At 63.1% G+C, this 26,330-nt stretch carries 25 protein-coding genes; 14 read left to right on the forward strand and 11 right to left on the reverse strand.

Translation table 11 applies throughout. From position 1 onward, the window contains the following. Positions 1-158 precede the first annotated feature (158 nt). A complete protein-coding gene (locus BFN10_RS12010) occupies positions 159-2,264 on the forward strand; it encodes a mechanosensitive ion channel family protein (RefSeq protein ID WP_071489846.1) in 2,106 nt (701 codons plus the stop codon). A gap of 56 nt (positions 2,265-2,320) precedes the next feature. On the opposite strand, the gene BFN10_RS12015 is transcribed toward BFN10_RS12010, so the two are convergent. Further along, positions 2,321-6,589: a DEAD/DEAH box helicase gene (locus BFN10_RS12015; RefSeq protein ID WP_071489847.1), complete on the reverse strand. Its 4,269-nt coding sequence runs from the start codon at positions 6,587-6,589 to the stop codon at positions 2,321-2,323. Between the two features lie 141 nt (positions 6,590-6,730). On the opposite strand from BFN10_RS12015, the gene BFN10_RS12020 reads away from it, so the two are divergent. Then, on the forward strand, positions 6,731-7,615 hold the full coding sequence (locus BFN10_RS12020) for a sugar nucleotide-binding protein (protein WP_083351508.1): 885 nt from the start codon (positions 6,731-6,733) through the stop codon (positions 7,613-7,615). 92 nt (positions 7,616-7,707) lie between these two features. Here BFN10_RS12020 and BFN10_RS12025 read toward each other — a convergent pair whose 3' ends face one another. The 5 genes from BFN10_RS12025 to BFN10_RS12045 form a co-directional block, all read right to left on the reverse strand. Further along, entirely contained in the window at positions 7,708-8,406 is a 699-nt protein-coding gene (locus BFN10_RS12025; RefSeq protein WP_071489849.1) for an OmpW/AlkL family protein, read from the reverse strand. A 94-nt stretch (positions 8,407-8,500) separates the two neighbouring features. After that, positions 8,501-9,013, reverse strand: a complete 513-nt coding sequence (locus BFN10_RS12030; protein WP_071489850.1) for a DUF3299 domain-containing protein — start codon at positions 9,011-9,013, stop codon at positions 8,501-8,503. 11 nt (positions 9,014-9,024) lie between these two features. After that, positions 9,025-10,290, reverse strand: coding sequence for an ABC transporter permease (locus tag BFN10_RS12035; protein ID WP_071489851.1), 1,266 nt, complete (start codon positions 10,288-10,290; stop codon positions 9,025-9,027). Between the two features lies 1 nt (position 10,291). Then, the gene (locus tag BFN10_RS12040) at positions 10,292-11,002 is read right to left on the reverse strand and encodes an ABC transporter ATP-binding protein (RefSeq protein ID WP_071489852.1); all 711 of its coding nucleotides are present in this window, start codon (positions 11,000-11,002) and stop codon (positions 10,292-10,294) included. A gap of 6 nt (positions 11,003-11,008) precedes the next feature. Continuing rightward, positions 11,009-11,599 carry a DUF2796 domain-containing protein gene (locus BFN10_RS12045; protein WP_071489853.1) on the reverse strand — a complete coding sequence of 197 codons (591 nt, stop codon included), beginning with the start codon at positions 11,597-11,599 and terminating at the stop codon, positions 11,009-11,011. Positions 11,600-11,730: 131 nt separating this feature from the next. On the opposite strand from BFN10_RS12045, the gene BFN10_RS12050 reads away from it, so the two are divergent. Beyond that, positions 11,731-12,078, forward strand: a complete 348-nt coding sequence (locus tag BFN10_RS12050; protein WP_071489854.1) for a hypothetical protein — start codon at positions 11,731-11,733, stop codon at positions 12,076-12,078. On the opposite strand, the gene trxA is transcribed toward BFN10_RS12050, so the two are convergent. The 3 genes from trxA to BFN10_RS12065 are packed head-to-tail and all read right to left on the reverse strand — an operon-like array spanning position 12,075 to position 14,094. Beyond that, the gene (trxA, locus tag BFN10_RS12055) at positions 12,075-12,947 is read right to left on the reverse strand and encodes a thioredoxin (protein ID WP_071489855.1); all 873 of its coding nucleotides are present in this window, start codon (positions 12,945-12,947) and stop codon (positions 12,075-12,077) included. The genes BFN10_RS12050 and trxA overlap by 4 nt on opposite strands. 32 nt (positions 12,948-12,979) lie before the next feature. Further along, a complete protein-coding gene (locus BFN10_RS12060; protein ID WP_071489856.1) occupies positions 12,980-13,642 on the reverse strand; it encodes a class I SAM-dependent methyltransferase in 663 nt (220 codons plus the stop codon). Next, on the reverse strand, positions 13,639-14,094 hold the full coding sequence (locus BFN10_RS12065) for a YbaY family lipoprotein (protein WP_071489857.1): 456 nt from the start codon (positions 14,092-14,094) through the stop codon (positions 13,639-13,641). Before BFN10_RS12065 ends, BFN10_RS12060 begins: the two co-directional genes overlap by 4 nt. Positions 14,095-14,234: 140 nt before the next feature. On the opposite strand from BFN10_RS12065, the gene nrdR reads away from it, so the two are divergent. From nrdR to BFN10_RS12120, 11 genes are all read left to right on the forward strand, one after another. Next, positions 14,235-14,699, forward strand: coding sequence for a transcriptional regulator NrdR (gene nrdR / locus BFN10_RS12070; protein ID WP_010206843.1), 465 nt, complete (start codon positions 14,235-14,237; stop codon positions 14,697-14,699). Continuing rightward, positions 14,696-15,832, forward strand: coding sequence for a bifunctional diaminohydroxyphosphoribosylaminopyrimidine deaminase/5-amino-6-(5-phosphoribosylamino)uracil reductase RibD (gene ribD, locus BFN10_RS12075; protein WP_071489858.1), 1,137 nt, complete (start codon positions 14,696-14,698; stop codon positions 15,830-15,832). Before nrdR ends, ribD begins: the two co-directional genes overlap by 4 nt. Before the next feature lie 47 nt (positions 15,833-15,879). Further along, positions 15,880-16,542: a riboflavin synthase gene (locus tag BFN10_RS12080; RefSeq protein ID WP_071489859.1), complete on the forward strand. Its 663-nt coding sequence runs from the start codon at positions 15,880-15,882 to the stop codon at positions 16,540-16,542. 15 nt (positions 16,543-16,557) lie between these two features. Further along, positions 16,558-17,649 carry a bifunctional 3,4-dihydroxy-2-butanone-4-phosphate synthase/GTP cyclohydrolase II gene (gene ribBA / locus BFN10_RS12085; protein WP_071489860.1) on the forward strand — a complete coding sequence of 364 codons (1,092 nt, stop codon included), beginning with the start codon at positions 16,558-16,560 and terminating at the stop codon, positions 17,647-17,649. A 90-nt stretch (positions 17,650-17,739) separates the two neighbouring features. Continuing rightward, positions 17,740-18,216 (forward strand): 6,7-dimethyl-8-ribityllumazine synthase, encoded by a 477-nt coding sequence (ribH, locus tag BFN10_RS12090; protein ID WP_003176356.1) that lies wholly within the window; start codon positions 17,740-17,742, stop codon positions 18,214-18,216. Then, on the forward strand, positions 18,213-18,713 hold the full coding sequence (gene nusB / locus BFN10_RS12095; RefSeq protein WP_010206836.1) for a transcription antitermination factor NusB: 501 nt from the start codon (positions 18,213-18,215) through the stop codon (positions 18,711-18,713). Before ribH ends, nusB begins: the two co-directional genes overlap by 4 nt. An 18-nt stretch (positions 18,714-18,731) precedes the next feature. After that, a complete protein-coding gene (thiL, locus tag BFN10_RS12100) occupies positions 18,732-19,697 on the forward strand; it encodes a thiamine-phosphate kinase (protein ID WP_071489861.1) in 966 nt (321 codons plus the stop codon). Positions 19,698-19,763: 66 nt separating this feature from the next. Continuing rightward, complete coding sequence (locus tag BFN10_RS12105) at positions 19,764-20,483, forward strand: substrate-binding periplasmic protein (RefSeq protein ID WP_071489862.1); 720 nt, start codon at positions 19,764-19,766, stop codon at positions 20,481-20,483. A gap of 129 nt (positions 20,484-20,612) precedes the next feature. Further along, on the forward strand, positions 20,613-21,230 hold the full coding sequence (gene ribA / locus BFN10_RS12110) for a GTP cyclohydrolase II (protein WP_016978544.1): 618 nt from the start codon (positions 20,613-20,615) through the stop codon (positions 21,228-21,230). After that, a complete protein-coding gene (locus BFN10_RS12115) occupies positions 21,227-21,646 on the forward strand; it encodes a nuclear FMR1 interacting 1 family protein (RefSeq protein ID WP_071489863.1) in 420 nt (139 codons plus the stop codon). Before ribA ends, BFN10_RS12115 begins: the two co-directional genes overlap by 4 nt. After that, complete coding sequence (locus BFN10_RS12120; protein WP_071489864.1) at positions 21,643-22,425, forward strand: cobalamin-binding protein; 783 nt, start codon at positions 21,643-21,645, stop codon at positions 22,423-22,425. Before BFN10_RS12115 ends, BFN10_RS12120 begins: the two co-directional genes overlap by 4 nt. Here the strand turns inward: BFN10_RS12120 and BFN10_RS12125 are convergent. Continuing rightward, positions 22,422-24,311 (reverse strand): TonB-dependent receptor domain-containing protein, encoded by a 1,890-nt coding sequence (locus BFN10_RS12125; protein ID WP_071489865.1) that lies wholly within the window; start codon positions 24,309-24,311, stop codon positions 22,422-22,424. The genes BFN10_RS12120 and BFN10_RS12125 overlap by 4 nt on opposite strands. A 79-nt stretch (positions 24,312-24,390) precedes the next feature. Then, positions 24,391-26,289 carry a 1-deoxy-D-xylulose-5-phosphate synthase gene (gene dxs, locus BFN10_RS12130; protein WP_071489866.1) on the reverse strand — a complete coding sequence of 633 codons (1,899 nt, stop codon included), beginning with the start codon at positions 26,287-26,289 and terminating at the stop codon, positions 24,391-24,393. Positions 26,290-26,330: the final 41 nt, after the last annotated feature.

Consider the following 26,330-nt stretch of genomic DNA (forward strand, 5'->3'; position numbering starts at 1 on the left):
AAAAAGTGGTGGGGCCTGGCCCTCGTTTATGGCTGACTGTGATTTTTGACGGAAAGTTTCCAGCGTCCTACAGACGGCATAAAGATGCCGTTGAAGGGGAACGATCAACGCGCAAACCCGTCAGTTCCTTACAGACCCTTCTGAAGGAGCTCGGTGTTTTGCTGAATCTCAAGACTGCATTACTGCTCGGCGCGCTGCTGTTTTGCGGCAGCGGTGCGCTGCAAGCGGCGGCCACCGCGCCGGAACCTGAAGCGCCGGCCAAGCCGGAGTTGCTGGTGGAAGGCGGCCTTCTCGGTGCGATCAGTTCCAGCATTGATGATGTGCAGCAAAAACTGGACCTCAACCAGAACTTCATTGACGAATGGCGCCTGCGGGCCGACCGGGCTGCCAACGAAGTCGGTCGCCTGGTCAACCAGACCGCTGAGCGTTCGCCGTGGAGCGTGGCCGGGGACTTCCTGTTGCTGTCCGGTGTGTGGATCGGCGCCTTTACGCTGCTGACGTTACTGGGGCGCGTGATAGTGAGACGACTGGGGCAACGCAGGTTTTTCGAACGGCGCAAACGCCTCCTTGCGGTGCTGGGCTATGTGGTGCCTTACACGATCCCGGCGCTGATATGCCTGCCCCTGACCTTGTATGTCAGCCATTTCCTGCCCACCTCCGTGGGGCGGGCGCTGGCGCTGTGTTTTGCCTATGCCACCAGCAGTGGCATCTTCTCCACGTCAATGCTGCTGTGTGTGATCGTCATGTTCAATGTCGGCCACAAGCGCCCGGCGGTGCAGATCATTCGCGGCTACTGCCCCAAGCCGCTGTTCCTCATCGGCTTTCTCGCCGCCCTCAGCGACGCCTTGACCAGTCCGCAGATCGCACGCCAACTGGGCGGCAATATCACCAGCAGCATTGCGGTATTCACCGGCCTGCTTGCGACAGTAATCTTTGGCGTATTAGTGGTTCGCCTGCGCCGTCCGGTCGCCCACCTGATCCGCAACCGGCCGTTGGCGCAGCGCTTGAAACATCCGGCGCTCCAGCAATCTCTGCGGGTGTTTTCCGGGTTGTGGTACTGGCCGATCCTGTTGATGGTACTGGTCTCGGCAATCAACTTGATCGGTGCCGGCGACGATAATCAGAAGGCCCTGCGTTGCGCGTTGTTCACCACGATCCTGCTGATCGGCACGGTATTCCTCAGCACCGTGTTGCAACACCTGTTCAAATCCCGCAGCCAGGTGGCGATCCAGCGCAGCAGCGCCTACAAGGAACGTTTTCTCAGCCTGTTGCACGCGATCCTGCGCATCGCCATGGCCATTGCTTTTATTGAAATCCTCGGGCGGATCTGGGGCGTGTCGCTGTTCGAGTTCGCCCAACGCAACTCGGTGGGCCGCGCGATCAGCGATTCGCTGAGCAGCATCGGCCTGATCCTGCTGATGACCTGGCTGTTCTGGGTGGTACTCGACACGGCGATCCAGGAAGCCTTGAAACCACCGGTCAACAAGCGCTCCGGTCGCCAACCGAGCACGCGGGTGAAAACCATCCTGCCGCTGCTGCGCAATGCGGTGAAGATCGTCCTGGTGGTGATCTGCGCGATCACCACCATGGCCAACCTCGGGATCAACGTAGCGCCGCTGCTGGCCGGTGCCGGGGTGGTCGGCCTGGCCATTGGTTTTGGTTCGCAACAACTGGTGCAGGATGTGATCACCGGCCTGTTCATCATTATCGAAGACACGCTGTCCATCGGCGACTGGGTGGTGCTCGACTCCGGTCACGCCGGCACTGTCGAAGGCCTGACCATCCGTACCCTGCGCCTGCGCGACGGCAAGGGCTTTGTGCATTCGGTGCCGTTCGGGCAGATCAAGGCGGTCACCAACCAGTCGCGGCAATTTGCCTATGCGTTCTTCTCGGTACAGTTCACCTATGACACGGATGTGGACAAGGCGGTGGAACTGATCCGCGAGGCGGGGCAGTCGATCCGCGATGACGTGTTCCTCAAGTACAACCTGCAAGGCCCGCTGGAGGTGTTTGGCGTGGACAAGATGGACCTCAACGGCGTGGTGCTCACGGCACAGTTCCGCACGGTGTCGGGTGGGCAATATGCAGTGAGCCGCGCGTTCAACCAGCGCCTGAAAAAGCTTGTGGATAACTGTGACGAGGTGCATTTCGCGCAGACTTATCCACAGCAGGTGTTGCTGCCCAAACGTACGCCGCAGGTGGATGAGCCGGATGAAGACGTGCCCGCTTCGGTGGTGCTGACCGAGCAACCGCGAACGCAGTGACCCATGTGGTAAGCGGGCTTGGCCAACGCGGAACAAGCCTGCTCACCACAAAAGGTTCATCGTTTGATCAGTTTTTCTTGCAGCAGCGTGGTCTCGGGTGGACTCAGTTCCAGCAACATTTGTTGCGTGCCGCCGACCATTACCGCCGCCGGCAACCCATCCCGGTACACAATCCGATTACCGCTCACTGCCGGCACCTTGTTGCCGGGCAACAGTGTACCGACCAGGTTCAGCGGATCGGCCCCACACACTGCGATCAAACTCCCGTCATGGGGCCGCCGCCGTACTTCACGCAGCAACGGGATCGCCTCCGGCAGCGCAAACTGCTCACCTGCCAAACCACTGACAAACCGCCCGCCGCGAATTTCCCCGCGTGCTTCCAGCCGGTGAAACGTGCGCAGCAGCTCGCGCCAACTCGGCAGCCAATCTGCCTCACGCTCCAGCAAGCGCCAGAACACCACGCCATAGCGGCGCAGCAGGGTCATGGCGACATGCTCAAGTGCCTCGGCTGAATGGGGCCCGGCAGCCGTTGATGAACGTCGCACCAAGGCCCAGCGCCCGGCATCGTCCATGCCGCCGACAAACGCGCCGCGCCCGCGTCGGCTGCTGCGCGCCTGGCGTTTGCTGGCGGGGGTGGTCAGGGCGCGCAGGCCGGCGAAGCTGTCGGCGTTCACCAGCCCTGCGCCGACCAACTCCTGCAACGTGGTTTCCAGCTCGCTGCGCAACAGATGGGCTTCGTGGGACAGCTCATCAAAAAACAGCGCGCCGTGATCACACAGGGCCTGATGCACTTTCTGCGCCTTGGGCGACAGGGTGGTGACATCGGTAACTTCGGTCAATCCGCTCCATAACCCTACTTGGCTACGGGGCAGCAACACCACCGGCGTGCTGCGCAAGGCCATGGCGCTGGCCTTGTTGCTCAAGCGCAGCCACACCAGTTTGCCGCTGCGGCAGAGTTCGTCGAGCCATGTGGATGAATAATCCTTGAGGCGTGCGCTGAGCAGGTCGTTGTCCCAGGCGGACGTGGCGGCGGCATAGCCTTCAAACTGCCCGACGATTTGCGGCAGCATCGCGCTGCCCTGGCCACGGGTGCCGCCGGACAGGTGCTGCCAGTCGAACAGAAAACGCATGAAATCCTGTAACGCCACCGGTTCGATTTCCCGGCGCAGGCGCTTGACCGTGTAGCGATGAATGCGCGCCAGCAGGTGGCGTTCGCACCACTGCTCTTGTGTGGCCTCGGGGCTGAAATAGCCGCGTAACACGTAGCCTTCCTGTTCCAGGCGGGCCAGTGCTTGAGTGACCTGCGTGACCGACAACGCCAGGGGCGCGGCGATCTCGATCAGGCTCACCGGGCCGAACCCACCGAGGCGCGCGCGCAACACTTCCGTCACGGCATCCTTGTAGGTCCACGACTCATCGAAGCCGGGCAGCAACGGCAAGTTGCTCGGATAGATCGCCTGCAGGCAACCCAGGCGCTCAACGGCGACCCACAGGTTGGTGTGTAAGTGAGTGTACAGCTGATAGGCGCGGCCAGACTTGGCCAGGGCGTGCAGCCATTGCGCCCATTGCGGCGTGACTTCGTTGCCGGCGATACACGCCAGGCTCATCAGCGCCTCATGCATTTCATCCGGCCCGTTGGGCGCCGGCCAGGCTTCTTCGCGCACGGCGGCGATGGCATCGGCGTCCAGCGCACCGAGGTCGTCGGTGCTTTGCGGGTCGCTCCAGCGTCGTGTGAGCACGGCCTGGGTGCGGCGTTCCTCCAGCGGCGCATCGTCGAGAAAAGTGTACGGACGGGCGCTGAGAATCTCCGCCGCCATGGGCGAGGGTGCCGACAGGTCGCGGCTGATCAGGCGCACGTCGCCGCGCTCCATGCGCCGCAGCAGGGCCAGCCAGGCGTCGCAGTCCATGGCTTCATGCAGGCAGTCGTCGAGGGTTTGTTCCACTAACGGGTGCTCGGGCACGTCGCGCTCACCGGCGAGGTTTTCCAGGCAGGCAATCTGGTCCGGGAACACGCTGGCGATCAGGTCTTCGCTTTTCATGCGCTGGATCTGCGGCGCGACCTTGCGCCCACCGGCATAACGCGGCAACGCCAAGGCCACACCGGCATTCCAGCGCCAGCGCACGCCGAACAGCGGCGCATCCAGCACGGCCTGGATCAGGATATGTTCGGCGCTTTGGCTGTTGAGGTAGCGCCACACCTCATCCAGCTCGAAGCTGTGGCTGGTGGACAGCGACAGCACGATCGCATTTTCGCTGGCCGCCGCCTGCAACTCGAAGTTGAACGTGCGGCAAAACCGCTTGCGCAGGGCCAGGCCCCAGGCACGGTTGACGCGGCTGCCGAACGGCGTGTGGATGATCAATTGGGTGCCACCGGACGCGTCGAAAAACCGCTCCATGATCAGCGTGTCCTGGGACGGCAATGCACTCAGGGCCAGGCGTGCGCGGGCGAGGTAGTCGAGGAGCTGTTCGGCGCTGGCGCGGTTCAGGCCGAGTTCGCCGGTCAGCCAGGCCTGTGCGGCTTGCAGGTCGCCGGGTGTGGCGCCGAGCAGCGTGTCCAGTTGACCTTGCAAACGCGCCACCGCCGCCGACAGCTCGTGACTGCGCCCAGGCGCTTCGCCTAGCCAGAAGGGGATGGTCGGCGGTTGGCCATGGGCGTCCTCGACCCGCACTTTGCCGGCTTCGACCCGCAAGATCCGATAGGAGGAATTGCCAAGCTGGAAGATATCCCCGGCGATGCTTTCCACCGCGAAGTCTTCGTTGACGCTGCCGATGTTCAGGCTCTGGGGTTCGAGCAACACGCTGTAGTCGGCGTTGTCGGGGATGGTGCCGCCGCTGGTCACGGCGGTCAGCTTGGCGCCGCGCCGACCACGCAAGGTGCGGGTCAGGGCGTCGCGGTGCAGGTAGGCGCTGCGCATGCCCTGGCGACCGTTGTAGCCGTCGCAGAGCATCTGCAACAGTGCCTGGTAATGACGTTCGTCGAGTTCGGCGTAGGGCGCGGCGCGATGGATCATCTCCAGCAAGCCTTGCTCCGACCATTCACGGGCGCTGACTTCGGCGATGATTTGTTGGGCCAGCACGTCCAGTGGCGCCACCGGTATATGTAGGGTGTCCAGTTCGCCTCGACGCACGCAGTCGAGCAGGGCGGCGCATTCGATCAGATCGTCGCGGGTGGTAGCGAACAGGCGCCCTTTGGGTGTGCCGCCAACCTGGTGACCGGAGCGGCCGACCCGTTGCAGAAAACCGTTGATGGAACCCGGCGAACCGATCTGGCACACCAGGTCCACATCGCCGATATCAATCCCCAGCTCCAGGGATGCCGTGGCGATCAGCACTTGCAGCTCGCCGCCCTTGAGGCGCTGCTCGGCATCCAGGCGCATCTCCTTGGCCAGGCTGCCGTGGTGGGCAGCCACCGCAGTTTTGCCCAGGCGCTCGCTCAAGTGCCGGGCCAGGCGTTCGGCCAGGCGTCGGGTGTTGACGAACACCAGAGTGGTGCGGTGCTCGCGCGCCAGTTCGGCGAGGCGGTCGTAGACCAGCTCCCACACGTCATTGGCCATCACCGCCGAGAGCGGCACGGGCGGCACCTCGATATCCAGATCACGTGGGCGGGCGTGGCCGATATCCACAATCGCGCAGTCCCGACCAGTGCCCACCAGGAACCGCGACACCGCGTCGATGGGCTTTTGTGTGGCCGACAAACCAATGCGCATCAGCGGCCCGGCGCACAAGCCTTGCAGGCGCTCCAGGCTCAGGGCGAGATGGCTGCCACGTTTGCCGGCGGCGATGGCGTGGATTTCATCGACGATCACCGTGCGTGTGCTGGCGAGCATCTGGCGACCGGAGTCCGAGCCCAGCAGCACGTAGAGCGATTCCGGGGTGGTCACCAGGATATGCGGCGGGCGCTTGCGCATCTGGGCGCGGTCTTTTTGTGGGGTGTCGCCCGTGCGCACGGCGGTGCGGATGATCAGCGGCGGCAGACCCAGGCGCTGCAGGTGCTCGGTGATCCCGGTCAGCGGGTTTTGCAGGTTGATCTGTATATCATTGGACAGCGCCTTGAGCGGCGACACGTAGACCACCAGCGTCTCATCCGGCAGCTCACCGCCGTTGGCCAGGCCTCGGTGGACCAGGTCGTCCAGCACCGCCAGGAACGCGGTGAGGGTCTTGCCGGAGCCGGTGGGCGCGGCGATCAGGGTCGATTGACGCTGGCGGATCAGCGGCCAGGCCTGGGCCTGGGCGCCGGTCACCGAGGGGAACGTGCTGCGCAACCAGGCGCTGACGGCGGGGTGGAAGCCGGTCAATGCGGTATCAGTGGATTCAGGAAGGCTCATGCAATGATTGATAGCCCCAGTTCCAACAAGTTGCAATGGCACAGTTAATCCGTGACGGTTGCGCGATGAACCCGCAAAATGCAACGATTCTGACAAATACCTGAATAACCTTCGTTCCAACAGACCGGGCCTGCTCAATCTATGCGAATGCGCCTTATGTTACTGGGCGGCGGGAATGCCCTCGGGCAGGCGCTGATTCGCCTCGGTGCAGAGGAAGACATCGGTTTCCTCGCACCCAAACCGCCCCAAGACGGCTGGGATGCCGCAAGCCTCACCCAATTGCTCGACGACACCCGTCCCGACGCGTTGATCAACCTCGCCTACTACTTCGACTGGTTCCAGGCCGAAGCGGTCAGCGAGCCCCGTCTGGCTGCCCAGGAGTTCGCCATCGAGCGCCTGGCCGAGCTGTGCCAGCACCACAGCATCACCCTGTTGCAGCCATCCAGCTACCGCGTGTTCGATGGCTCCCGCGCCACCGCCTACAGCGAAAAAGACGAGCCGGTACCCCTGGGCCTGCGCGGCCAGGCGCTGTGGCGTATTGAACAGAGCGTGCGCGCCACCTGCCCGCAACATGTGTTATTGCGCTTTGGCTGGCTGCTGGATGACAGCGTCGACGGCACCCTCGGGCGCTTCCTGGCCCGGGCCGAGAAGCCGGATGAGTTGCTGATGGCGGACGACCGTCGCGGCAACCCGACACCGGTGGATGACGCGGCGCGGGTGATCATTTCGGTGCTCAAGCAACTCGATTGCGCGGCGCCGCTGTGGGGCACTTACCACTACGCCGGCCATGAGGCGACCACGCCGTTGGCGCTGGGCCAGGCGATCCTCACTGAAGCGCGCAACTACCACCCGCTGGCAATCGAATCCCCCACCGCCCAGGCCCACGCGGCCCGACCGGATGCGAGCGAAGAACCGCAACACGCGGTGCTCGCCTGCAAGAAAATCCTCCACACCTTCGGCATCAAGCCTCGGGCGTGGCGAGCGGGGTTACCGGCGTTGCTGGACCGGTTCTACCGCCATGGCTGACCCAACACAAAACCCAATGTGGGCATGAGCTAAATGTGGGAGGGGGCTTGCCCCCTCCCACATTGGTTTTTGTGTTGTTGGTCAGGTCGGTGTCAGAACTTGTAGCCGATACCCACCATGTAAACCATCGGGTCCACGTCCACATTGACCTTGGCGCGAGTGCCAGGGGCGACCGCGTTGTTTTCCACGGTGGCCTTGGTGCTGATGTCGATGTAGCGCGCCTGGGCGTTGATCATCCACTTGTCGTTGATCATGTAGTCGGCGCCGATCTGCGCGGCCCAGCCCCAGGAGTTCTCAGCCTTGAAGTTGCTGAAGCCTGCGCCTTGGGCACGGCTGCCGACGTGCTCGTCGTAGATCCAGGTGTAGTTGATACCGGCGCCCACGTACGGTTGGAAGGCCGACTTGTTGTCCAGCGGGTAGTACACGACGCTCAGGGTCGGCGGCAGGTGTTTCAGGGTGCCGAGCTTGCCGTTGGCGGCGCCGAGGGCGGTGCCCTTGATCTTCACGTCATGCTCGAACGGCGTGGCGGCCAGCAGTTCGATACCCACGTGATTGGTCAGCATGTAGGCGAAGTTCAGGCCCAACTGAGTGTCGCTGCTCATGGTCGCCTTGCCGCCCAGGTTGGCGCCGGCCAATGGGCCTTGGTCAACCTTGACGTGGCCGCTGTCGGCCTTCGGGTTCACGGTGATTGCACCGGCGCGAACCAGAATGTCGCCCGCTTCGTGAGCGTGTGCGACGGGGGCAACGAGGGCGAGCGCGAAGAGGGACGCGCCGAGCAGAGACTTGTTCATGGGAGCTCCAAAGGACGTTTAAAAGTTGTACGTCCAATGGTAAAGATCGTTCCGTTCGGTCTTTTGACTCAGCTCAATGAAAGGGCGATAAGCGTTATTCGGGCAATTCGTACATGTAAATCTTCTCGGCCTCCATCTGGTAACCGGCATCGGCCAGTTCGCTGGTGGACGGTTTGACCTGCATCGCGCCCTCGATCCAGTACGGCTGATACAGCTCATCGAGCTTCACGCCGATTTCGCTTTTGACATGCACGATCTGGTTCGACGGCGGCGGTGGCACATGGATACACGCGCCGAAATACGGCACCAGCAAGAACTCGGTGGTGCGGCCGTTTTCGCTGACCTCCAGTGGCACGATGTAGCCGGGCAAGCGAATGTGCTGGCCATCAAGCGCTGGCACCACCGGTGCGTTGGGCAGGTCCTGCTTGGCTGCGGGTGCCGATTCCAGCGCATCCGCCATGCTGGAGAGATTGTGCAGTGGTTGCATGTTCGGCACTTCTGGCGGGGCATCCGGCGGTATCAGTTCCGACCACGTCAGTTCTCTGGGCTCGGCTGCCCAGGCGGGCAGGGCAAGCAGCAGCAACAGTGCAAACAGGACGCGACGCATCAAAGCCTTCCTCATAAACGTATGGACAGGCCATCGGCCAGGGATTGCCGATAGGCGCGCCACGCGGGCACGCTGCCCATCAACAGCGCGGCGCCCAGGATACCGGCGAGCAGCGTCCATTCATATTCGCTCGGCCACGACATCGGCAGGTCCAGGCCGTAGTTGGCCTGCAGATACCCGCGCGACGCGGCGATGCACACGTAGAGCAAACCAACGCCCGCCACCACGCCGGACAGCGCCAGGGCGAAGGCTTCGAAGATCAGCAGCGTCGCGATATGCCAGGGCCGTGCGCCCACCGAACGCAAGATCGCCATTTCGCGGCGGCGCTCGTTGAGACTGGTGAGGATCGCCGTGAGCATGCCGATCAGGCCGGTAAGCACCACGAACAGCGAGATCACGAACAGCGCTTTTTCGGCGGTGCCCATCATGCTCCACAACTCTTGCAGCGCCACGCCTGGCAGGATCGCCAGCATCGGCTCGCCACGGAATTCGTTGATCTCCCGTTGCAGGGCGAAGGTGGAAATCTTGTTGTTCAGGCCGAGCATGAACGCGGTGATGGCTTGGGGCGTGAGGTCCATATTGCGCGCCTGGTCGGCGCTGATGCGGCCTTTGCCCTGGGCCGGTACGCCGTTGTGCCAGTCGATATGGATCGCTTCCATGCCGCCGAGGCTGATGTGCAAGGTGCGGTCCACCGGGGTGCCGGTGCGCTTGAGAATGCCGACCACGGTGAAGGGCTTGTCGTCGTGCTTGACCAGGCTGACCACTGCCACGCCATGGGCCAGCACCAGTTTGTCGCCAAGTTTGTAGTGCAACGCGTCGGCGACTTCGGCGCCCAGCACCACTTCGAACGGGTCGGTGGCGAAGGCACGACCGCTGGCCAGTTCGAGGTTCTGCTTGCGCCCGTACTGGTAGTGCTCGAAGTAGGACTCGTTGGTGCCCATCACGCGGTAGCCGCGATGGGAGTCGCCGAGGGAAATCGGAATCGCCCATTTCACCTGCGGGCTGGCGGCGAAGTGTTCGAAGCTGTCCCAGCGGATGTTGTTGGTGGCGTTGCCGATGCGGAATACCGAGTACAGCAACAGGTTCACCGAACCGGAACGGGCGCCGACGATCAGGTCGGTGCCGCTGATGGTACTGGCGAAACTGTTGCGCGCTTCAACGCGTACGCGCTCCACCGCGAGCAGCAAGCAGACTGAAAGCGCGATGGCGAACGCGGTGAGGAGCGCGGTAAAGCGGCGGTTAGCCAGGCTGGCCATGGCTAGACGGAACAGATACATCTCAAACCTCTGCGGGCGTGGCGGCGCGATTGAGTTCGGCCAGCGACAGGTTGCGGTCGAACAGCGAGGCCAGGCTCTGGTCATGGCTGACAAACAACAGGCTGGCGCCCGCTTCGCGGCATTCGGCGAACAGCAGTTGCAGGAAAGCTTCGCGGGCGTCGTAGTCCAGGGCCGAGGTGGGCTCGTCGGCGATCACCAGCTCCGGTTGGCCGATCAGCGCCCGGGCGGCGGCGACACGTTGTTGCTGGCCGATGGACAGCGAGTCGGCGCGGCGTTCCAGCAGGTTTTTGTCTTTCAAACCCAGGTGCGCGAGCAGGGCGGCGGCGGCCTGATCCACGCTGCCGTGGCGCTGCTTGGCGCGTTGCGCCCGCAATTTGGAGAAGTGGCAAGGCAACTCGACGTTCTCGCGCACCGACAGGAACGGCAGCAGGTTGAACTGCTGGAAGATATAGCCGGTGTGGTCGACGCGAAAACGGTCGCGAGCGCCGGCCGAGAGTTCGGTCAGCTCCTGGCCGAGCAGGCGGATGCTGCCCTGGCTGGGTTTCTGCACACCGCCGAGCAAGCCGAGCAGGGTGGTTTTGCCACTGCCGCTCGGGCCCTTGAGAAACAGGGTTTCCCCCGCTTCCAGGCGGAACGCGGGGATGTCCAGCAACTGCGGGTGGCCGGGCCAGTTGAAGCCCAGGCCGGACAGTTCGATCAATGCGTGGGTCATGTGAACTCAGAATTTCAGGGTGGCTGCGGTGGCCGTTGCTTCAACCCCTTGCTGGCCGCTCGGGCCGATCAGTTGTACCTGAATTTTCTGGGTGGCGGGGAAGGTCTTGAACACCTGGGTCAGGTCCAGGTTGCTCAGCGCAGTCGGCGTGGCGCAGGTGAACTGGTAGTGGGCGTGGATTTCGCTGTGGTCGTGATGATGCTCGTGGGCGCCGTCTTTGGCGTCATCATCATCGTCGTCATGGTCGGCTTCGGGCTTGTCGCCAAACAGCGGGCTGTTGAGTTCCTGGCTGCTGACCACACACCCGGCGGCCTTGGGCAGGTTGAACAACGCTACGGGGTTTTCCAGTTGTTTGCGTGCGGCGGCGACCTTGGCTTTGTCGGCAGGCGTGGTGGCCTGGTGTTCAAAACCCACCAGGTTCATTGCCGGGCTGTCCAGTTCAAGCTCCAGGGCCTGGCCGTCGAGTACCGCGTTGAGGCGGCCGACGCCATGCTCGTGCGCGCCAAGGCTGCCATGTTCATGGTCGTGCTCGTCATGAGCATGGGCAACCGCCAATGGCAGCAGGGCGAACGGCAAAGCAAGCAACAGACGGCGCATGGGAAGACTCCAGAACATGAAAGTTTTGTTATGTGATCTTATAACAATAGCGTCAGAGTTTGACCGCCCGCTTGGCGTTGCGCAAGCCGCATGGGAGCATGCCCGTCAGAAAAAGTGCAGGAGTGAGGACGATGTTGCGAATTCGTGGAACCGTTGGCGACTTGCCGGTGGACTTGACCCTGGAGCTGGATGACGGCGACTGGGCCCGCCTGGGCGCGCAATTGCAGGCCACGCCCGTTGCCAGCGCGACCGCCGCGCCGGTGGCTCCGGTCAAACCCAATGACGACCTGTGGCAGGGCGCCCAGGACCTGTTGCGCAAGGCCGGCCAGCTCAGCGGTCTGGAGTTGCTCGATCAACTGGAAGGCTTGGCTGGCGACGCCTCGGCGGGCAAGCGCCTGCTGGTGCGCCTGCGTCATAGCGCCAAGGTGAAGGTCAGCAGCGGCGCGGATACGCCGCTGTACAGCTGGGTCGGCGACTAGTACAACGCGGCAAACAACTTGCGACGGTACACGCTCACCAGCGGGTGATCGTTGCCCAGCAATTCGAACACCTGCAGCAAGGTCTTGTGCGGCAGGCCTTCGCTGTAGCTGCGGTTGCGGATGAACAACTTGAGCAAACCTTCCAGTGCCGCGTCGTACTGCTGGCGCGCCAGTTGCTGGATCGTCAACTGGTAGGCCGCTTCATCGTCCTGCGGGTTTTGCGCCAGGCGGCTTTTCAGGTCGGCGGCGTCCGGCAGGTCGGCTGCCTGGCGCAGGAAGGTGATCTGCGCCTTGGCCCCGGCGAGGGCGGCCTTGTGATCGTCGCTTTTCACCGCGTCCAGCACGGTCTGGGCTTCGCCCAATTCACCGCGCTCGGCCAGGCAACGTGCGTACAGGATCAACGCGCCAGCGTTGGTGTTGTCTTCGCCCAGCAGCGCCACCAGCACTGCTTCGGCGTCGCTGATGCGACCTTCGGCAAACAGTGCTTGAGCCTGTTCCAGCGGATCGGCTGCAGCCGGCGGTGGCATCTGCACATGCGGCTCCAGCATCGCTCGCACCGCCGACTCCGGCTGCGCCCCCGCAAACCCGTCCACCGGCTGGCCATCCTTGAACAACACTACCGTCGGCAGGCTGCGAATGCCAAAACGTGCAACGATATCCTGCTCGGCCTCGCAGTCCACCTTGGCCAGCAGCAACTCCCCCTGATAACTCTCGGCAATCTGCGCCAGCAGTGGCATCAATGCTTTGCACGGCGCGCACCACTCGGCCCAGAAATCTACCAGTACGGGTTTTTCAAAAGAGTTCTGGATCACTGCCTGGTCAAAGTTGGCGGTAGTGACGTCGAAGATATACGGCGTGGGCTCACTCATGGGGCGTCTCGAATAAAGCGGGAATGGGGCAACTATAAGGGCTGGCGCCGCGAATGGTACAGGCTCACCTTGCGAAACTCCCAAGGCTCCGCCAGATCCGGCAACGTCAGCGCATCAAGGATCTCCAGCCTTTGATAATCCGGGTGCTGAAAGTCCCGCACCCGCGAATCCGCCACCAGCGCTTCGCGGCCACGGGTCAGGAACTGATCCAGCAGCGGCAGGTTCGCGCGGTCGTAGAGCACGTCGGCCACCAGGATCAGGTCGAAGCGATCGGCTTCGGCGAAGAAATCCGCCGAATAACCCAGCTCTACGCCATTGAGTTCGGCATTCGCCCGGCAGGACGCCAGCGCCAGTGGGTCCAGGTCGCAGGCCACCACTTCCAGGGCGCCTGCCTTGACGGCGGCAATCCCGGCGACACCGGAGCCGGCGCCAAAGTCCAGCACACGTTTACCGGCGACCCATTCAGGGTTCGCCGCCAGATAGCGCGCCAAGGCCAAGCCACTGGCCCAGCAAAAACTCCAGTACGGCGGTTCATGCAGGATGCGCCGGGTTTCTTCGGGGCTGAAGGCGCGGTCCATGTTGTCCGCATCCAGCAGCCATAACGACAACTCAGTGCCTGGCAGCGGGCAGGGCACCAATTGCGCGTCGCCGATCAGTGCGCTGAGGGCGGCTTGCAGACCAAGCGGTGGTGTCATGGGGCCTTGACGAGTTGCAGGGGGCCGGTGGTCTGGGTGATCGCCTGGGTGATGCGCACGGCGGGCAGGTGCAGGATCAACTGGCCGGACTGGCTGGCGCGACCGCGCAATTCAACCCGGGCACCAGCCGGGAACGCTTCAGGATTGAAGCGCAGGCGGAAGGCCAGGGGCTTGCCGTTGCCGGTCAGCACGCTGCTGGCCAGCAATTGTTGCGGGCGCGAGCGGTCGTCGATCACCAACAGCGCCATCTCCACTTCGGCACCGGCCGGAATGTTGGTCAGGCTGCCGCTGATTTCACGCTGATAGACGGGCAGGGGGCCGAGGTCTTCAATACCCGGGACTTTTTTCTCTTGCGCGGGCGTCGGTTGAGGCGTGGTCGGTTTGGGGGCTTCGCTGCTGCAGGCGACCAGGAAACTGAACAGGGTGAGCAAAACAAGTGGTCGTAACTGCATGTACGGCTCCAGAAAGGACAAAATCCGTGGCTTGAAAAATATGAAACATAATAGTCAGCCTATATACCGTAAAGGCTATGGCTTGTCTTGCCACGGGGATGCGCTACCATGGCCCTCCCTTTATTTGTTGCCTGCCTACCATGCACTGTCCCTTCTGCGGTGCCAACGACACCAAGGTCATTGACTCGCGTCTGGTCGCCGAGGGCGATCAAGTGCGTCGCCGGCGCGAATGCCTGGCCTGCGGTGAACGTTTCACCACCTTCGAAACCGCCGAACTGGTATTGCCGCGCCTGATCAAATCCGACGGCAGCCGCCAGCCTTTCGACGAAGAAAAACTGCGCGCCGGTATGCAGCGTGCCCTGGAAAAACGCCCGGTGAGTGTCGAGCGGCTAGAGGCGGCGCTGGTGCACATCAAGCACAAGCTGCGTGCGACCGGCGAGCGCGAGGTCAAGAGCCTGGTGGTAGGAGAGTTGGTGATGGGCGAGCTGCAAAAGCTCGACGAAGTCGCCTACATCCGTTTCGCCTCGGTGTATCGACGCTTCCAGGACCTCAATGAGTTCCGCGAAGAGATCGACCGTCTGGCCCGGGAGCCTGCCAAAGAATGAACCCACCGTCTGCCGAACAAGCGGTGCTCGACGCCCATTACATGGCCCGCGCCTTGGAACTCGCGCGCAAAGGCTTGTACACCACCCATCCCAACCCGCGTGTAGGTTGTGTGATCGTGCGCGATGGGCAGGTTGTCGGCGAAGGCTGGCATGAGCGCACCGGCGAACCCCATGCCGAACCCAACGCCCTGCGTGCCGCCGGTGACAAGGCCCGTGGCGCCACGGTGTACGTGACCCTCGAGCCGTGCAGCCACCATGGGCGTACGCCGCCTTGCGCCGATGCCCTGGTCACGGCCGGTGTCGCCCGTGTCGTGGCTGGCATGCAGGACCCTAACCCCGAAGTGGCCGGGCGCGGCATGCAGCGCCTGGCGCAAGCCGGGATCGAGGTCTTGAGTGGCGTGCTGGAAGCCCAGGCCCGCGCGTTGAATCCGGGATTCCTCAAGCGCATGGAGCACGGCCTGCCCTTCGTGCGGGTCAAGCTGGCGATGAGCCTGGACGGCCGCACTGCCATGGCCAGCGGCGAAAGCCAATGGATCACCGGCCCTGCGGCCCGCGCCGCCGTGCAGCGCCTGCGTGCCGAGGCCAGTGTGGTGCTGACCGGCGCCGACACGGTGTTGGCCGACGGCGCCCGCCTGACCGTGCGCGCCGCCGAACTCGGCCTGGACGAAGCCACCACTGCGCTGGCCATGTCGCGCCCGCCGTTGCGCGTGCTGATCGATGGCCGTTTGCGCGTGCCGCTCAACGCACCGTTCTTCAAGGCCGGGCCGGCGCTGGTCATCACCTGCGTGACCCCGGAAAACCAGTTTCCCCGTGGCCCCGAGTGCCTGGTGGTGCCCGGCGTCGATGGCCAGGTCGACCTGCGTTCGGCGCTGGTCGCCTTGGCCGCCCGTGGCGTCAACGAAGTGTTGGTAGAGGCAGGCCCAAGCCTGGCGGGGGCCTTTGCCCAGCAAGGCCTCGTAGATGAGTACGTGATATTCGTCGCCGGCAAGTTCCTGGGCTCCGCCGCCCGGCCTTTGCTGGACTGGCCGCTTGAGAAACTGGCCGATGCCCCCCAACTCAAGATCACTGAAATGCGCGCTGTAGGCGACGACTGGCGAGTCACTGCCATCCCGCTTCCACCCGCGAGCGTATAATTCTGACCGGGCGCTCAAGTGCCCGTCCCGTTTTCCAGGAGAAGGCCATGTTCACCGGCATTATCGAATCCATCGGCAGCATCCGCGCCATGACCCCCAAAGGCGGCGACGTGCGCCTGCTGGTTGAAACCGGCAAGCTGGACCTGGGCGACGTCAAGCTGGGCGACAGCATCGCCGTCAGCGGCGTGTGCCTCACCGTCATCGACCTGCCGGGCAACGGCTTTGCCGCCGATGTCAGCCGGGAAACCCTGGACTGCACCGCGATGAACGACCTCAAGGCCGGCAGCCCGGTGAACCTGGAAAAAGCCCTGACCCCGACCACCCGCCTCGGCGGTCACCTGGTCAGCGGCCACGTCGACGGCGTCGGCGAAGTGGTAGCGCGCAGCGAAAACGCGCGTGCCGTGGAATTCCGCATCCGCGCGCCCAAAGAGCTGGCCAAGTACATCGCCCACAAAGGCTCGATCACCGTCGATGGCACCAGCCTCACCGTGAACGCCGTGAACGGCGCCGAATTTGAACTGACCATCATTCCCCACACCCTCAGCGAAACCATCATGGCGTCTTACCAGCCAGGTCGCCGGGTGAACCTGGAAGTGGACTTGCTTGCCCGTTACCTGGAGCGCCTGTTGTTGGGCGAAAAGGCCGCAGAGCCTGCAACCGGGAACATCACCGAAAGTTTTCTGGCCGCTAACGGCTACCTGAAATCCTGACCAAGGGGGTGCCGCGTGGCGCTCAATAGCATCGAAGAACTGGTTGAAGACATCCGCCAAGGCAAGATGGTCATCCTGATGGATGACGAAGACCGCGAGAACGAAGGCGACATCATCATGGCCGCCGAGGCCTGCCAGGCCGAGCACATCAACTTCATGGCCAAGCACGCCCGCGGGCTGATCTGCATGCCAATGAGCCGTGAGCGCTGCGAATTGCTCAAGCTGCCGTTGATGGCGCCGCGCAATGGCTCGGGTTTTGGCACCAAGTTCACTGTATCGATCGAGGCCACTACCGGCGTCACCACCGGCATTTCCGCCGCCGACCGCGCCCGCACCGTGCAAGCCGCTGCTGCCAAGGACGCCAAGGCCGAAGACATCGTCAGCCCCGGCCACATCTTCCCGCTGATGGCCCAGCCGGGTGGCACCCTGGCCCGTGCCGGCCACACCGAAGCCGCCTGCGACCTGGCGCGCATGGCCGGTTTCGAGCCCTGCGGCGTGATCTGCGAAGTGATGAACGACGACGGCACCATGGCCCGTCGTGCTGAACTCGAAGCCTTTGCCGCCGAACACAACATCAAGGTGGGCACCATTGCCGACCTGATTCACTACCGCATGATCCACGAACGTACCGTTCAGCGGATTGCCGAGCAGCCACTGGACAGCGAACTGGGCCAATTCAATTTGGTGACCTACCGTGATTCCGTGGAAGGCGACGTGCACATGGCGTTGACCCTGGGCACCATTTGCGCCGAAGAGCCGACCCTGGTGCGTGTGCACAACATGGACCCATTGCGCGACCTGCTGATGGTCAAGCAACCGGGTCGCTGGAGCCTGCGCGCTGCCATGGCTGCGGTCTCCGAGGCTGGCAGCGGTGTGGTGCTGCTGCTCGGTCACCCGCTGGATGGCGATGTGCTGCTGGCGCATATCCGCGAAACGGCGGACCACACGCCGGTGAAAAAACCGACCACCTACAGCATCGTCGGGGCCGGTTCGCAGATCCTGCGTGACCTGGGCGTGCGCAAAATGCGCCTGATGAGCGCACCGATGAAATTTAATGCGATATCCGGTTTCGACCTGGAAGTAGTAGAATACGTGCCCTCCGAATAAAGGCCGGCGATTTTCGCCCCTTGTTCGCGGTTCAAATATCACTAAGGGACGCGTCATACACGCGTCCCGGCTCTTTAAGAGATTTGTCGAATGACCCTGAAGACCATCGAAGGTACCTTCATCGCCCCCAAAGGCCGCTATGCCCTGGTGGTTGGCCGCTTCAACAGCTTCGTGGTTGAAAGCCTGGTAAGCGGTGCCGTTGACGCCCTGGTTCGCCACGGTGTGAGCGAAAGCGACATCACCATCATCCGTGCCCCTGGCGCCTTCGAAATTCCACTGGTTGCGCAGAAAGTTGCTCAACAGGGTGAATACGCGGCGATCATCGCCCTGGGCGCGGTCATTCGTGGCGGCACGCCGCACTTCGAATACGTGGCTGGCGAATGCACCAAGGGCCTGGCCCAGGTGTCCATGGAGTTCGGCGTACCGGTTGCGTTCGGCGTGCTGACCGTGGATTCCATCGAGCAAGCCATCGAGCGTTCCGGCACCAAGGCCGGCAACAAAGGCGCTGAAGCGGCCCTGTCCGCCCTGGAAATGGTCAGCCTGCTGTCGCAGTTGGAGGCCAAGTGATTTCCGACGAGAGCGACAACTTCAACCCGCGCGAGCCACGTCCAGCCGATGCTGGCAAGCCTTCGAAGAACGAGAAGCGTCGCGCTGCTCGTCAGTTGGCGACCCAGGCGCTGTATCAGCGTCACCTGGCGGGCGCGTCGTTGAACGAGATCGAAGCACAGTTTCGCGTCGACAACGATTTCACCTTTGCCGACCTGCCGTATTTCCACGACATCCTGCACGGTGTGCACGCGCACCTGACCGAGATCGACACCGCCCTGGCGCCTTGCCTGGACCTGACCATCGAAGAGCTGGACCCGGTTGAGCTGTGCGTGATGCGCCTGTCGGCCTGGGAGCTGCTGTATCGCGTCGACGTGCCGTACCGCGTGGTGATCAACGAAGGTATCGAACTGGCGAAAGTCTACGGTTCGACCGACGGCCACAAGTTCGTCAACGGCGTGCTCGACAAGCTGGCGCCGCGCCTGCGTGAAGCCGAAGTGAAGGCGTACAAGCGCTGAATCGCGCTTGAAACCTGAATGGGCGAGTTTGAGCTGATCCGCAACTACTTCGCCGCCGCGCCTTGTGCGCAGGGCGGCGAAGGCATTGCTCTGGGGATCGGCGATGACTGCGCCTTGCTGGCGCTTCCCGCTGGGGAGCAATTGGCAATCTCCACCGATACCTTGGTCGCCGGGGTGCATTTTGCCGACCCCTGTGACCCGTTCCTGCTGGGGCAGCGCTCGTTGGCCGTGGCGGTGAGCGACCTGGCGGCCATGGGCGCCAACCCCCTCGCATTTACCCTTGCCCTGACCACACCAACCGTCGATGCCGATTGGCTGCAACGCTATGCCCAGGGGTTGAACCTCATGGCGCAAAACTGTGGCGTGGGTCTGGTGGGCGGCGATACCACCCGTGGCCCCCTGAGTTTGACGCTGACCGTGTTCGGCCGCGTGCCGGCCGGGCAAGCCTTGACCCGCAGCGGTGCACAGCCGGGTGACCTGCTGTGTGTCGGCGGCGAGCTGGGCAATGCCGCCGGCGCCTTGCCGTTGGTATTGGGCCAGCGCAGCGCCGACGCAGCCATCGCCGAGCCGTTGCTCGCTCATTACTGGTCGCCCCGACCGCAGTTGGCCCTGGGTCTGGCGCTGCGTGGCAAGGCTACGTCTGCGATGGATATTTCCGACGGGCTCCTGGCCGATTGCGGGCATATCGCGATGGCGTCAAAGGTCAGCCTGTTGATCGAACGCGAGCGGTTGCCAATGTCCCAGGCACTGTTGTCGTTTGTCGGCGATGATGACGCGCGCGTGGCAGCCCTGAGTGGGGGCGACGACTATGTACTGGTGTTCACCCTGCCACCTGTCGAACTGGCGCCGTTGCTGGCTGATGGCTGGCCGATCCATGTGATCGGCCGGGTCGACGCGGGGCAGGGCGTCACGTTGCTCGATGGCCGCGGGCAGGACATCACCCCGGCCATCCGTGGTTATCAGCATTTTCGCGAGACACCCTGAATCGGCAAGCTGCGCTACCCTTCGTAGCGTTATCACGGATGCAAGGCCCTGTAGGAGGTCGTCACCATGGATGTGCGCCGTTGGCTGCTGATCGTGCTGTGTGTCTTCACAGCGGTGGTCCAGGCGCAGGACGTGCCCGGCAAGGTCATGCTGGCGAGTGAGGAATGGAGCGACTACACCAACAAAGACGGCACGGGCCTGGCCTGGGACGTACTGCGTCAGGTCTTCGAGCCGGCCGGCATCAACTTGCAGACCCGTTCCGTGCCCTACACGCGCTCGGTCGGCCTGGCCCAGCGCGGCGAGGTGGATGGTTGGGTCGGTTCCTACCGCAATGAAGCCGAAGGTGTGTTGTACCCCCACTGGAACTTCGATTCCGACCACATCTACGCCCTGGGGCTGGCCAGCCTACCGACGCCCACCGTAGCCACGCTGGGTAACTACCGCCTGGCCTGGGTGCGCGGCTACAAGTACGAGGAGTACTTGCCCAATGTGCGCCGTTTCAACCAGGTCGAGCGTCGCGATGGCATTTTGGCAATGCTGCTACACGGCCGTGCGGACTTCTACATTGATGCGTTGGCCGAGGCCAAGTACGTGCTCAGTCAGGCGGATGATCACTCGAAGTTCACGCTGACGCCGATTGCCGAACTGCCGTTGTACATCGGGTTTGCCGATAACGAACGGGGCAGGGGCTTGATGGCTGTCTTTGACCAGCGCATGGCGGCCCTGGTGAAAAGCGGTGAGTTAAAGCCGATATTCGAGCGCTGGAAACAACCCTATCCGTTCTGACGTGCATAGAACCAGGTCGAAGGCCAATCGAACCTATTGATCTTTATCAGCGATAATTCAGCTTAAGCGTCTGTAGGAACCTGCTGTTACAATGGCCGCCTCTGTAAAAACTGAAATCAGGAGCACACGGTGCCCGTCGTTTTCGTCGCCGCTTCCAAGCTGCCTACCCCTTTTGCCACGTTCACCATGAACGGCTTTCTCGAAGAAGCCACCGGGCGCGAGCACGTCGTGCTCAGCCTGGGCGATATCGCCGATGGCGCACCGGTGCTTGGCCGGGTGCACTCCGAATGCCTGACCGGTGATGCGTTGTTCAGCCAGCGTTGCGACTGTGGTTCGCAACTGGAGGCCGCCATGCGCGCGATCGCCCGTGAAGGCCGTGGTGTGCTGTTGTACCTGCGCCAGGAAGGCCGTGGCATTGGCCTGATGAACAAGATCCGCGCCTACGAGCTGCAAGATGGCGGCGCCGATACCGTCGAGGCCAACGAGCGCCTGGGCTTTGCCGCCGACCAGCGTGACTACGCGATCTGCTTGCCGATGCTCGAGCACCTGGGCGTCAAATCCCTGCGCCTGATGACCAATAACCCGCGCAAGGTCAAAGCCTTGACCGAGATGGGCATCACTGTGGCCGAGCGTGTGCCGCTGCACACCGGGCACAACCCGCACAACAAACTCTACCTGGCCACCAAGGCCAGCAAGCTCGACCATATGATGGGCAACGAGCACCAGGGCGAGGTCGACCGCGCGTGACCCGAGGCCAGGTGAAACGGCGACTGTCCTTCAATTGGTGGCAGTACCTGGCCCTGGCGCTGCTCCCCCTGTTTGTGCTCAACCTGGTGTTCGGCCAGGCCGAATCCCTGCTGCCGGTGCTGGCCATGCCGTTCTTCATTGCCGGCGTGGCCTCGATGTTCCTCAGCCTGCGCTACTTCAACGGCTATAAACACGCGTTGATTGCCACCTCCAAAGCCCTCGATACCCCCGAAGAACCGGCTGCCTGGATCACCCTGGCGGCGCGTCGGCGCACGGCATTGCTGGTTGCTGCCGTACCGGCCTGGATCGGGGCGTTGTCGGTCTTCGTCGGGTTGGAAGCGGTGCCACTGTTTCTGTTGGCGCTGTCGACCGTGGTGCTGTTCTTCCTCTACCGCATTCCCCGTCAACTGGGATGATTCGCCACTGGCTGGCCGTGTTGCTGGTATTCAGTGCCCAGGCGCTGGCGGCCGAGCGAGTGGTGAGCCTGGCGCCGTCCCTGTCTGAAATCGTGGTCGAACTGGGCGCAGCCGATGTGCTGGTGGGCGTGCTCGACGGCGGCGAACGCCCGGCGGCCTTGGCGCAAGTGCCGTCAGTGGGGCATTACGGTCAGTTGGACATGGAGCGCCTGATCAGCCTCAAGCCCGACCTGATCCTGCTCTGGCCCGGCAGCGTCGGCCCGGCCCAGCGTGAGCAATTGCAGCGCCTGAATATCCCGGTGTACGTCGCCGAACCCCATAGTCTTGAACAGCTCACCACCCAGGTCCAGGCCATTGCCGAGCAATTGGGCCGCGCTGACGCGGGTCGAGAGTTGGCCGCGCAGTTGCGCCAACGCCTGGCCGAGCTGCGACAGCGCTATCAGCGCGCCGAGCCATTGCGCGTGTTTTACCAGGTATGGAATAAGCCGCTGTTCACCGTGGGTGGCGGGCAGATCATCAGCGATGCGTTAAGGGTGTGCGGCGCGCGCAATGTATTTGATGACCTCAAGCTGCCGGCGCCGCAGGTGAGCATCGAATCAGTGTTGCAGCGTGACCCCGAGATGATTCTGGTGGGCGACCAGGCGCAGAAGGAGGCCTGGAAGGTCTGGCCGACGATGGCTGAGCGGGTGCGACGGGTGCCGGATAAAGGCCTGGAGCGGCCCAGCGGGCAGATGCTGGAAGCCGTAGCCCGATTGTGTGAGGTAATCGCGCCCCGCTAGAGGTCCGGCGTCCAGGTCACGCCAACCATCAGCGCCCGGCCTTCTTCCCGGTAGCCATATTGCTGGCCTTGGTACTGATACAGTGCCCGGCTGTAGGCCTTGTCCAGCAAGTTATCGAGCTTCATGCTCAGCGTGACTTCACGGTTCAGCGTCCAAGTGGCGCGCAGCCCGAGCAATCCATAGCCAGCCAACGGTTGCTGGTTCTTCGCGTCGTCGTAGCTGCTGCTGACCGCTTGCCAACTGGCGCCGACGCCGAATTGGTCGAATTGGCGATCCAGGTCCAGGCTCACGGTGCGCCTGGCGCGACGCGCCAGCGTACGTCCGGAATCGCGGTCTCGTGGATCAATCAGTGCCAGTCCCAGGCTGCCTTGCCAGCCGAACAGCTCTTGCTTGAGCGCGGCTTCGAAGCCGTTGATGCGCGCCGAACTGACGTTTTGCGGGCCGTCGCTGCCGAACACGATCGCATCCTGGATATCGGTGCGGTACAGCGAAGCTTCCAGGCGGCTGGTGTCGCTGAGTTGGCTACGCCATTGCACTTCGTAGCTTTTCGAGGTTTCGGGCTTCAGGTTTGGGTTGCTGTTCTTGAAGCCGTATTCGTCCGGGTAATACAGGTCATTGAACGTCGGGGCGCGGAAGCCCTCGCTGTAGCTCAGCAGCAGGTCGTTGTCCGGGTTGACTGGCAACGTGAGCGTGCCGCTCCAGCTGTTCTGCCCGCCAAACTGCTGGTTCTGGTCACGCCGCAGGCCCAGCTCGGTGGAAAACCATTCGCCATGGAAGCGATGCTGCACAAAGGCCGCGCGGTTCCAGCGACTGTTTTCGGTGAGGGTGGTGGAGCCGTGGAAGCGGTCCTCGTACCAGTCACCGCCGAGAATCAGGCTGTTCTGCTCATTCAGTGTCAGGTCGTTCTGCCAGTTGACCGAGTCGCGGTAAGTGTTGAACACACTGAAGTCATCACTGAGGGTGTCGCGCTTGGTGTCGCGGTTCTCGCTATGGCCCAGCTCCAGGCGCGATTGCCAGCGCTCGTTGAGCGTGGCGTCGACATAGCCGCTGGCGCTACTCAGGGTGTAGTCGGTGTAGGGCTTTTGCCCCACCGTTTGCCCGATGGCGACGTCGTAGCGGCCAAAGCTGTTGTCGTACTCCGACTTGCCGCGGTTATCCAACAGGTTGAACCCCGCCTCCAGCGCATCGCTGAAGGAATGGCTGAGGTTCAGGCTGAGGGACTGGTTGCGGTAGGCGTCATGATCGCCATCGCTGGGGAATGAGGTGTGCGTCGAGTTGATGCCGGCGGTCTCATCCAGGCTCGCGCCTAGGTTGAAGCGCGTGTATTCATCGCCACCGGACAGGCCGAGGCTGCGCTCCCAGGTCTTGTTGCTGCCAAACCCGAGCTTCAGACGCGGTTGCAGGCCTTGCCCGGCATTGCGCCGGGTAAACACCTGGATCACCCCGCCAATCGCATCGCTGCCGTAGATTACCGAACGTGAACCGCGCAGCACTTCCACCCGTTCGATCTGGTCGACGTTCAGGTATTGCAAGCCGCTGTCGCCGGAGGTGCTATTGGCAATGCGCTGGCCGTCCACCAACACCAGGCTTTGTGCGGATTTGGTGCCACGGATATAAATTCCCGGCAGGCTGCCGCGACCACCGGTAGGCGCTACCTGCACGCCGGGTACGCGGCTGATCAGGTCAGTGAGGCTGGTGGGTTGCAGGCGGTCGATGTCGTCGCGGGTGAACACGGTGTTGGCGGCGCTGCTGTCGTTGCGCGCCTGGACCTGGCGGTTGGCGCTGATGACCACGTTGGGAAGTTTCAGTGCGTCGTCGCGGGTGTCGGCGAGTAGTTCCGGGGAGGTCAGCAGTAACAGGGGCAAGGTGAGACTAAGATGTTTCATCGGCTGTCCATGGCATTTGAAGGTGCCGCAAATCAAATGTGGAAGGGGGCAAGCCCCCTCCCACATGTTGATCCGGTTTCTACAGGCCCAGCAGTGCCATGCGCTCGCGCACCGATGCCTCAATGCCGGCCTCATCCAACCCACACTCGGCCAGCATCTGCGCCGGCTTGGCGTGTTCGACATACACATCCGGCAAGCCCAGGTGCAGCACCGACTTGAGGATATTCTCCCGCGCCAGGAACTCGCTGACCGCCGCACCGGCGCCACCCATTATTGCGTTTTCTTCGACGGTCACCAGCAGCTCATGGTTGCCGGCAATCTCGTGTACCAAGGCTTCGTCCAACGGTTTGACGAAACGCATGTCGACCACGGTGGCGTCGATCTTCTCGGCGACTTTCAGCGCTTCGGCCAATTGCACGCCGAACACCAGGAAAGCGGTCTTGCTGCCTTGGCGACGCACGATGCCCTTGCCGATCTCGATAGGCTCCAGGTCCTTTTCGATCACCGCATTCGGGCCATTGCCGCGCGGGTAACGTACGGCGGCCGGGCCGTTATACAGGTGGCCGGTGCTGAGCATCTTGCGCAGTTCGTTTTCATCACTTGGCGTCATCACCAGCATGCCGGGGATGCAACGCAGGTAGGACAGGTCGAAGCTGCCGGCGTGGGTCGGGCCGTCTTCGCCCACCAGGCCGGCGCGGTCGATGGCGAACAGTACGTCGAGGTTCTGCACTGCCACGTCATGCACCAACTGGTCGTAGCCACGCTGCAGGAACGTGGAGTAGATCGCTACTACTGGCTTGGCGCCTTCGCAGGCCATGCCGGCGGCAAACGTGACCGCGTGCTGCTCGGCAATTGCCACGTCGAAGTAGCGCAGCGGGAAACGCTCGCTGAACGCCACCAGGTCGGAGCCTTCCTTCATCGCCGGGGTAATGCCCACCAAGCGCGGGTCGGCGGCGGCCATGTCGCACAGCCATTCGCCGAACACACCGGAGTACTTCGGCCCGCTGGCCTTTTTCGGCGCGGCGGCAGGAGCGTCCAGGGGTTCCAGCTTGGTGATGGCGTGATAGCCAATCGGGTCGACTTCCGCCGGGGCGAAGCCTTTGCCTTTCTTGGTGACGATATGCAGGAACTGCGGGCCCTTGAGGTCACGCATGTTGCGCAGCGTGGCGATCAGGGTCGGCAGGTCGTGACCATCGATGGGGCCGATGTAATTCCAGCCCAGCTCTTCGAACAGCGTGCCGGGCACCAGCATGCCCTTGGCATACTCTTCGGTGCGCCGGGCAATTTCCCACGCGCCGGGCAGGCGCGAGAGCACCTTCTTGCTGCCTTCACGCATGCTCGCATACGTGCGGCTGGAAAGGATCTTGGCCAGGTAATTGGACAGGCCACCGACGTTGCGCGAGATCGACATATCGTTGTCGTTGAGGATCACCAGCATATTGGCGTCCACTTCCGGTGCATGGTTGAGCGCTTCGAACGCCATGCCGGCGGTCAGCGCGCCATCACCGATCACCGCGATCGCCTTGCGGTCGCTGCCTTGCAGGCGGGCGGCAATCGCCATGCCCAGCGCGGCACTGATGGAGGTGCTGGAGTGGCCGACGCCGAAGGTGTCGTACTCGCTCTCGGCGCGGCGCGGGAAGGCGGCAATGCCGTCCTTCTGGCGCAGGGTGCCCATTTGCTCGCGGCGGCCCGTGAGGATTTTATGCGGGTACGCCTGATGGCCCACGTCCCACACCAGCCGGTCGTCCGGGGTGTCGAACACGTAATGCAGGGCGATGGTCAGCTCGATGACGCCCAGGCCGGCACCAAAATGCCCACCGGTCTGGCCGACCGTGTAGAGCAATTCCAGGCGCAACTCATCGGCCAGGGTTTCCAGCTCGGCTTCACCGAGTCGACGCAGGCCGGCCGGCGTGACAGCACGGTCGAGCAGGGGCGTGGACGGGCGCTTGCGGGGAATCTCTTGAAACGTCGTGGGCATCAGGCGAATCGTTATAGGTATAGAAGAGGCGGCAGTTTACC

The organism is Pseudomonas extremorientalis, assembly GCF_001870465.1.
In the GTDB taxonomy this organism is placed as follows: Bacteria; Pseudomonadota; Gammaproteobacteria; order Pseudomonadales; family Pseudomonadaceae; genus Aquipseudomonas; species Aquipseudomonas extremorientalis.